Origin of the sequence: Hydrogenophaga sp. (assembly GCF_028698005.1) — a bacterium.
GTDB lineage: Bacteria > Pseudomonadota > Gammaproteobacteria > Burkholderiales > Burkholderiaceae_C > Hydrogenophaga.
Window position 1 is genome coordinate 22,150 of sequence record NZ_JAQVEJ010000004.1, and the last position, 6,405, is coordinate 28,554.

Consider the following 6,405-nt stretch of genomic DNA (forward strand, 5'->3'; position numbering starts at 1 on the left):
GTGTTCGCTCCTGCCGGTCAGAACGGGACCGGACTTTCGAAGCGTACACGCTCTGTGCTGCGCGGGTGGGGCAGTTCCAGGACACAGGCGTGCAGCAGCAGTCGCGGCGCCAGTGCCCGCCGGGCTTCATCGGCGTAGAGCGGATCACCGGCGATGGGGTGGCCGATGGCCTGCAGGTGCACACGCAGCTGGTGCGAGCGCCCGGTGACCGGCTCCAGCAGCACGCGGGTCATGCCTCCGGCATGCGGCTGCTCGCCCTCCAGGCGCCAGTGTGTGACGCTGGGCTTGCCCATCTCATGGTGCACGATGCTGCGCGGCCGGTTGAGCCAGTCCACCATCAGCGGCAGGTCGATGGTGTTCCAGCCGTTGTCCGGCTGCGGGTTGGCCAGCGTGCCCGCAACCACCGCGACGTAGCGCTTGTGGACCTGGCGCTTCTCGAAGCTGGCGCTCAGCCGCCGCTGCGCCTCGATGCCGCGCGCCATCACGATCAGGCCCGAGGTGGCCATGTCGAGCCGGTGCACGATCAGCGCATCGGGAAAACGCGCCTGCACGCGGGCGCTCAGGCAGTCCTGGTTCTCGGGGCCGCGGCCGGGGACGGCGAGCAGCCCGGAAGGCTTGTCGAGCACGAGCATGTCGTCATCGACATGCAACAGCGAGATGCCCGGCGCGGCGCCCACGCCCATGGTTTCCGAAGACACGGTGGTTCAGCGCACGAACACTTCGGCGCGGCGGTTGAAAGGCTCCTCGACCTCGTCTTCCGTCGGGACCACGGGTTCGCGCTCGCCGCGGCCGACCGCCTCCACCAGCTCGGGCCGGAAGCCCTTGGCGAGGAACAGGCCGCGGATGGCGTTCGCGCGTTCGAGCGACAGGCGGTCGTTCGCCTCCAGCGATCCGACACGGTCGGTGTGGCCGACGATGAGGATTTCACCGCCGGCGCGCCGCAACGCGCTGTTGATGACCGCATCGAGCTGGGCCTGGGATTCGGCCGTCAGGTTCGATGTGCCGGTCTCGAACTGCAGCACGTACTGTTCGGGCACTGGCGGGCGCAGGGCGAGCAACTCGGGGAACTCGGCCGCCACGGCCTCGGCGGTGGTGGTGTCGGCCGACAGGCCGCCCAAGCGGCCCACCTCGGCCACGCCGTAGGGCTTGTCGATGACGGTCTCGGCCTGGCGGGTGGTGACCACGACCTTGCTGCCCGGACGGTCCTCCTGGGGCAGGAGGATGACGCGCGAGACGGGGGCGCAGGCCGCCAGCAGGGCGGCAAGACCCAGCGCCATGCCGATGCCGCGCAGGTGCGACAGGATCAAGCGGGCGTGCTGTGCCGGCTGACGATTCATGGCCTGGCCTCGGTCTCCACAATGAAGTCGGTGCCGCGCACGCCGACCACCGAGGTGGGTGTGCGGACCTTGAAGACGTCGGGATTGACCTTGGCCAGAATGCCGGTGATGACGCGGACCGAACCCTGAAACAGGTCCAGCAGGAAATGGCCTTGCTGCGTGGTGGCGTCGAAGGCGAATTCGTTGATCTCGATCGCGCTGTTGGGGCCGACGGTCAGCACGGTGCCGTCACGCAGCACCATGCTGGCCGCGCCGTCAGCGCCCGTCTGCAGACGCTGCGCCACGGTCAGGCCGTCGCCTGGCGTGGCGGTCTGGGGCTGGGCCGTACCCTGGAGGGTCCACACGGTGCCCTCCACCTGCTTGAGGGTCCCGGCGCGGGCGGCTACGGGCTCGGTCGGCTTCACCGGGGTTGCTACGGGTTGCGCGCGTGCCGGTGCCGCCGTGACCAGCACGCCGCAGGCCAGACTCAGGGACAACAGGTGGTGATGGCGGGGGAGGGTGAGCATGGGACGACGCCAGGACAGGGTACTGATTAGGTATAAATACTAATGGTAACGGAAGGAATGCAGTTGTAGCAAGCTGTTAAGGCGGGCCGGTAGAATCCAGGCTCCGCACCATGCCCTGCGCCTGCCCGCTTTCACCAACGCCTGGTGAGCCAGCGGCGCTGGCGCCCGAATCCCCGATGAAACTCCTGCTTGCGCCCATGGAAGGGCTGCTGGACGCCACCTTGCGCGATGTGCTGACCCGCACCGGCGGGATCGACCGCTGCGTGAGCGAGTTCATCCGCGTGACCGACACGCTGCTGCCCGAGCGGGCCTTCTATCGGGTGGTGCCCGAGCTGCACAATGGCGGGCACACGCGGGCCGGCGTGCCGGTGCGCGCGCAATTGCTGGGGTCCGACCCGGCCTGCATGGCCGACAACGCCGCGCGGCTGGCCGGGCTGGGCGGGCATGGGGTGGACCTGAACTTCGGTTGCCCGGCCAAGACGGTCAACCGCAGCCGGGGCGGGGCGGTGCTGCTGGACGAGCCCGAGCTGGTGGGGCGCATCGTGGCCGCCGTGCGCCGGGCCGTGCCGGCCGGTGTCCCGGTGTCGGCCAAGATGCGGCTGGGCTACCGCGACGACGGCGTGGCCGAGGAGTGTGCCGCGGCCATTGCCGAGGCTGGCGCGGACGAACTGGTGATCCATGCACGGACACAGGCACACGGCTACCGGCCGCCCGCCTACTGGACGCGCATCGCGCAGGTCCGCGCGGCGGTGCCGGCACTGCAGCGCATTCCCGTGATCGCCAATGGCGAAATCTGGAACGTGTCGGATGCGCAGCGCTGCCGGGCGGAGACCGGCTGCGACACCCTGATGATCGGCCGTGGCATGGTCAGCAATCCCGGGCTGGCGCTGGCCATCAAGGGCAGCGAAGGCGTGGCCTGGGCGCAGATCGAGCCCCTGCTGGGCCTGTTCTGGGCACAGGTGAGCGAGCGTGTCGAGCGTCGGCACCGTGCCGGCCGGCTCAAGCAGTGGCTCAACTACCTGCGGCGCGTCTATCCCGAGGCGCAGACCGCATTCGATCAGTTGCGCCTGTCCAACGACCCACAGGTGATCGAGGCCTGGCTGCGGTCGCGCGACATCCGGAGGGCATCCGGCAGCGATGGGCCGTGTCCGGTCGCTGCCAGCGAAAATGAACCAACCGTGTTAAGTTCCAGCCCCCGGACACGAATCTCGACGCCCGTATGACTTCTTTGACCCTCAAGCTGCAGGCCATTGGCCAGGAGCGGCTGCGCGGCATGCGTCGCGGTATCGAAAAGGAAAGCCTGCGCGCCCAGCCCGATGGTGCGCTCGCGCTCACGCCGCACCCTGCAGGGCTGGGGTCGGCGCTGACCCATCCGCACATCACCACCGACTACAGCGAATCCCAGCTTGAACTGATCACGGGCGTGCACGGCAGCGTCGAGTCCTGCCTGGCCGAGCTGACCGAGGTGCACCAGTTCACCCTGCGCACCATGCAGGCCCAGGGCGGCGCCGCGGGCGAGGAAATGTTGTGGGTGTCGAGCATGCCCTGCAACCTGCCGACCGACGAGACCATTCCCATCGGCCGCTACGGGTCGAGCAACGTGGGCCGTGCCAAGAGCGTCTACCGCATGGGGCTGGGGCACCGTTACGGACGGCGCATGCAGACCATCTCGGGTATCCACTACAACTGGTCGCTGCCCGGTGTCGACAACGAAGGCTATTTCTCGCTCATCCGCAACTTCCGGCGCCAGGCCTTTCTGCTGCTGACGCTGTTTGGCGCTTCGCCGGCGCTGTGTTCGTCCTTCGTCGAGGGCCGGCCGCACGCCCTGCGGCCGCTCGGCCACGGCGGCACACTGCACATGCCGCACGGCACCAGCCTGCGCATGGGGCGCCTGGGCTACCAGAGCGAGGCGCAGGCCACGCTGGCCGTGAGCTACAACAGCCTCGAAGGTTACGCGGCCTCGTTGCACGACGCGCTCACGCGGCCCTGGCCAGCCTACGAGGCGGTGGACATCCGCAATCCGGGTGGTGACTACAACCAGCTGGCGACGACGCTGCTGCAGATCGAGAACGAGTTCTACGGCACGATTCGCCCCAAACGCACGATCTACCAGGGCGAGCGCCCGCTGCACGCGCTGCGCGAGCGCGGCGTCGAGTACATCGAGGTGCGGCTGATGGACCTCAACCCCTTCGAGGCCATTGGCATCGACGCGCCGACGCTGCGCTTCCTGGATGTGTTCCTGCTGCACTGCCTGCTGTCCGACAGCCCGCCCGACTCGCCCGAGGAAATCCGCGAGCTGGCGCACAACCAGCATCTGACGGCCGCGCGCGGGCGCGAACCGGGGCTGATGCTGCTGCGGGGCGGCCGGCCGATTGCGCTGGTGGACTGGGGGTTGGAGCTCATCGACGAGCTGGCGCCACTGGCACAGGCGCTGGACGAGCTGGACGGACGTGACGTGCACCGCGACGCCGTGGCGCGTGCCCGTGCGAGCCTGCTGGCGCCCGAGACGCTGCCGTCGGCGCGGGTGGTGGCCGAGATCCACCGTGCCCATGCCGATTCGTTCCTGGACTTCACGCGCAGCCGCTCGCAGGCCATCCGCAACGACATCCTGGCCCTGCCCTGGAGCGAGGCACAGCAGGCGCGTTTCGAGGCCATGAGTGCGGCGTCGGTGGCCGAGCAGAAGCGCATCGAGGCGGCGGACACCATGCCCTTCGAGATCTACCGCCAGGAATACGTGTCGCCCGCGCGGCTCGGCCGGCCGCAGGCGGCGGCAGCCTGACTGCCTGTTTTTTGTGCAGGTTGATGCTTTCCCTTGTGTGACAAGGACTTGCCGCCGCCGTACAGACATGACCCGGACTTATTCACACAGTTGTCCAATGAAACGCGGGAAAACCCGATGAGTGTCCAGTGGTTCCCCGGTCACATGCACCTCACGCGCAAGGCCATTGCCGAGCGCGTGAAGAGCATCGACGTGGTCGTCGAGATGCTCGATGCCCGTCTGCCCGGTTCCAGCGCCAACCCGCTGATGGCCGAGCTCACCAGCGGCCGTCCGACGCTGAAGGTGCTCAACAAGCAGGACCTGGCCGATCCGGTACGCACCGAGCAGTGGCTGGCGCATTACAACGCGCAGCCCGGCACCCGGGCCATCGCGCTGGACGCGAGCCACACCGCGCCGGCGCGCGCCCTCATCGACGCCTGCCGTGAGCTGGCGCCGCAGCGTGGCGGCATGTTCAAACCGATGCGCGTGCTCATCTGCGGGATTCCCAATGTGGGCAAGTCCACGCTCATCAACACCCTCAAGGGTCGCAAGGCGGCCAAGACGGGCGACGAGGCCGGTGTCACGCGTACCGAGGCCCGCATCGTGCTGGCCGACGACTTCTACCTCTATGACACCCCTGGCATGCTCTGGCCGCGCATCATCGTGCCCGAAAGCGGGTACAACCTCGCGGCCAGCGGTGCGGTGGGCAAGAACGCCTATGACGAGGAAGAGGTGGCCTACGAGCTGATCGCCAAGCTCAAGACCGACTACCCCGGCCTGATGGAGGCGCGCTACCCCCTGGGCCTTTCGCCCGAGCAGTGGGCTGCCACGCACGATGACGAGCTGCTGCAGGCCATCGGCCGTCAGCGCGGCGCCCTGGCCGCCGGCGGCCGGGTCAATGTGCAGAAGGCCGCCGAGATCGTGATCGGCGACTTCCGCGCCTTGCACATCGGCCGCATCACCCTGGAAACGCCCGAGCAGTTCGCGCGCTGGCTCAAGGCCGGCCGGCAGGCCGACAAGGAGCGCGCCGAACGCAAAAAAGCCCTGCGCGAGCAGGGCTTCATCGAGCGGCGCAAGAAGCCGGCCGTTGGCAAGGCGCGGCCTGCGCCGCGCCGTTGAGGCGCAGGGTCAGAAGCGCCAGCCGGCGCCGATGCGCACGAGATTGCGCTTGCCGGAGCCGGCACCGAACCCGCCGTTGAGCGTGACCGGGCCAACCTGCCGCGCAATGCCCACGCCGATGGCCGTCTGCCCGCCGTAGGTGGCCAGGCCCACGTTCACGGTCGTCTCGCCGTCGCCGGAAGGGGCCAGGGGCACCATCGCGGCCGCCTGGGCGATGCCCGCGAATGCTTCCTTGCGCAGCGATCCGATTTCCAGTCGCGCCTGCTCCAGTACCGCGGCGTCGCCCTGATCGGCGTATTGCTGTGCCTGTTCCAGCGTGCGTGCATCACCGGCATCGGCGTAACCCTGGGCACGACGCAGCGTGCGCGCATCGCTGGCATCGACGTAGCTCTCCGCCTGCTGCAAGGTGTTGGCGTTGCCGGCATTCAGCTGGTCAACGTTCACCGCGTCGGTGCCGTCAATACCGGGTGCCACATTGGTGATGCGGCGTTCTGACCCTGCAGCACCGACGGATACCGTGTTTGGCGCGGAGGTGACGGAACCGGCACCGAGGGCCACGGCGTTGGCGTGGTCAGCCCGGGCATTGGCACCCATGGCGACAGCATCATTGGCGCTGGCACGGGCCTGGTGGCCCACACTGACCGTGCGATTGGCGTTCACATCATTGCCAGCCATGTTGCCGACG

The 6,405-nt window shown here is 68.6% G+C and carries 7 protein-coding genes; 3 read left to right on the forward strand and 4 right to left on the reverse strand.

What is annotated here, in order from left to right; translation table 11 throughout:
• Window positions 1-17: 17 nt before the first annotated feature.
• The 3 genes from PHQ87_RS00955 to PHQ87_RS00965 are packed head-to-tail and all read right to left on the reverse strand — an operon-like array spanning window position 18 to window position 1,843.
• Complete coding sequence (locus tag PHQ87_RS00955) at window positions 18-683, reverse strand: RluA family pseudouridine synthase (protein ID WP_300230318.1); 666 nt, start codon at window positions 681-683, stop codon at window positions 18-20.
• A 21-nt stretch (window positions 684-704) separates the two neighbouring features.
• A complete protein-coding gene (locus PHQ87_RS00960; RefSeq protein ID WP_300230277.1) occupies window positions 705-1,337 on the reverse strand; it encodes an OmpA family protein in 633 nt (210 codons plus the stop codon).
• A complete protein-coding gene (locus tag PHQ87_RS00965) occupies window positions 1,334-1,843 on the reverse strand; it encodes a FecR domain-containing protein (protein ID WP_300230279.1) in 510 nt (169 codons plus the stop codon). Before PHQ87_RS00965 ends, PHQ87_RS00960 begins: the two co-directional genes overlap by 4 nt.
• Before the next feature lie 176 nt (window positions 1,844-2,019).
• On the opposite strand from PHQ87_RS00965, the gene PHQ87_RS00970 reads away from it, so the two are divergent.
• From PHQ87_RS00970 to ylqF, 3 genes are all read left to right on the forward strand, one after another.
• Window positions 2,020-3,066 (forward strand): tRNA-dihydrouridine synthase, encoded by a 1,047-nt coding sequence (locus PHQ87_RS00970; RefSeq protein ID WP_300230281.1) that lies wholly within the window; start codon window positions 2,020-2,022, stop codon window positions 3,064-3,066.
• Window positions 3,063-4,622 (forward strand): glutamate--cysteine ligase, encoded by a 1,560-nt coding sequence (gene gshA, locus PHQ87_RS00975; RefSeq protein WP_300230283.1) that lies wholly within the window; start codon window positions 3,063-3,065, stop codon window positions 4,620-4,622. The genes PHQ87_RS00970 and gshA overlap by 4 nt, the downstream gene beginning before the upstream one ends.
• A 117-nt stretch (window positions 4,623-4,739) precedes the next feature.
• Window positions 4,740-5,720, forward strand: a complete 981-nt coding sequence (gene ylqF, locus PHQ87_RS00980; protein WP_300230285.1) for a ribosome biogenesis GTPase YlqF — start codon at window positions 4,740-4,742, stop codon at window positions 5,718-5,720.
• Between the two features lie 9 nt (window positions 5,721-5,729).
• Here ylqF and PHQ87_RS00985 read toward each other — a convergent pair.
• On the reverse strand, window positions 5,730-6,405 hold a 676-nt coding region (locus PHQ87_RS00985), incomplete at its 5' end, for a YadA-like family protein (RefSeq protein ID WP_300230287.1).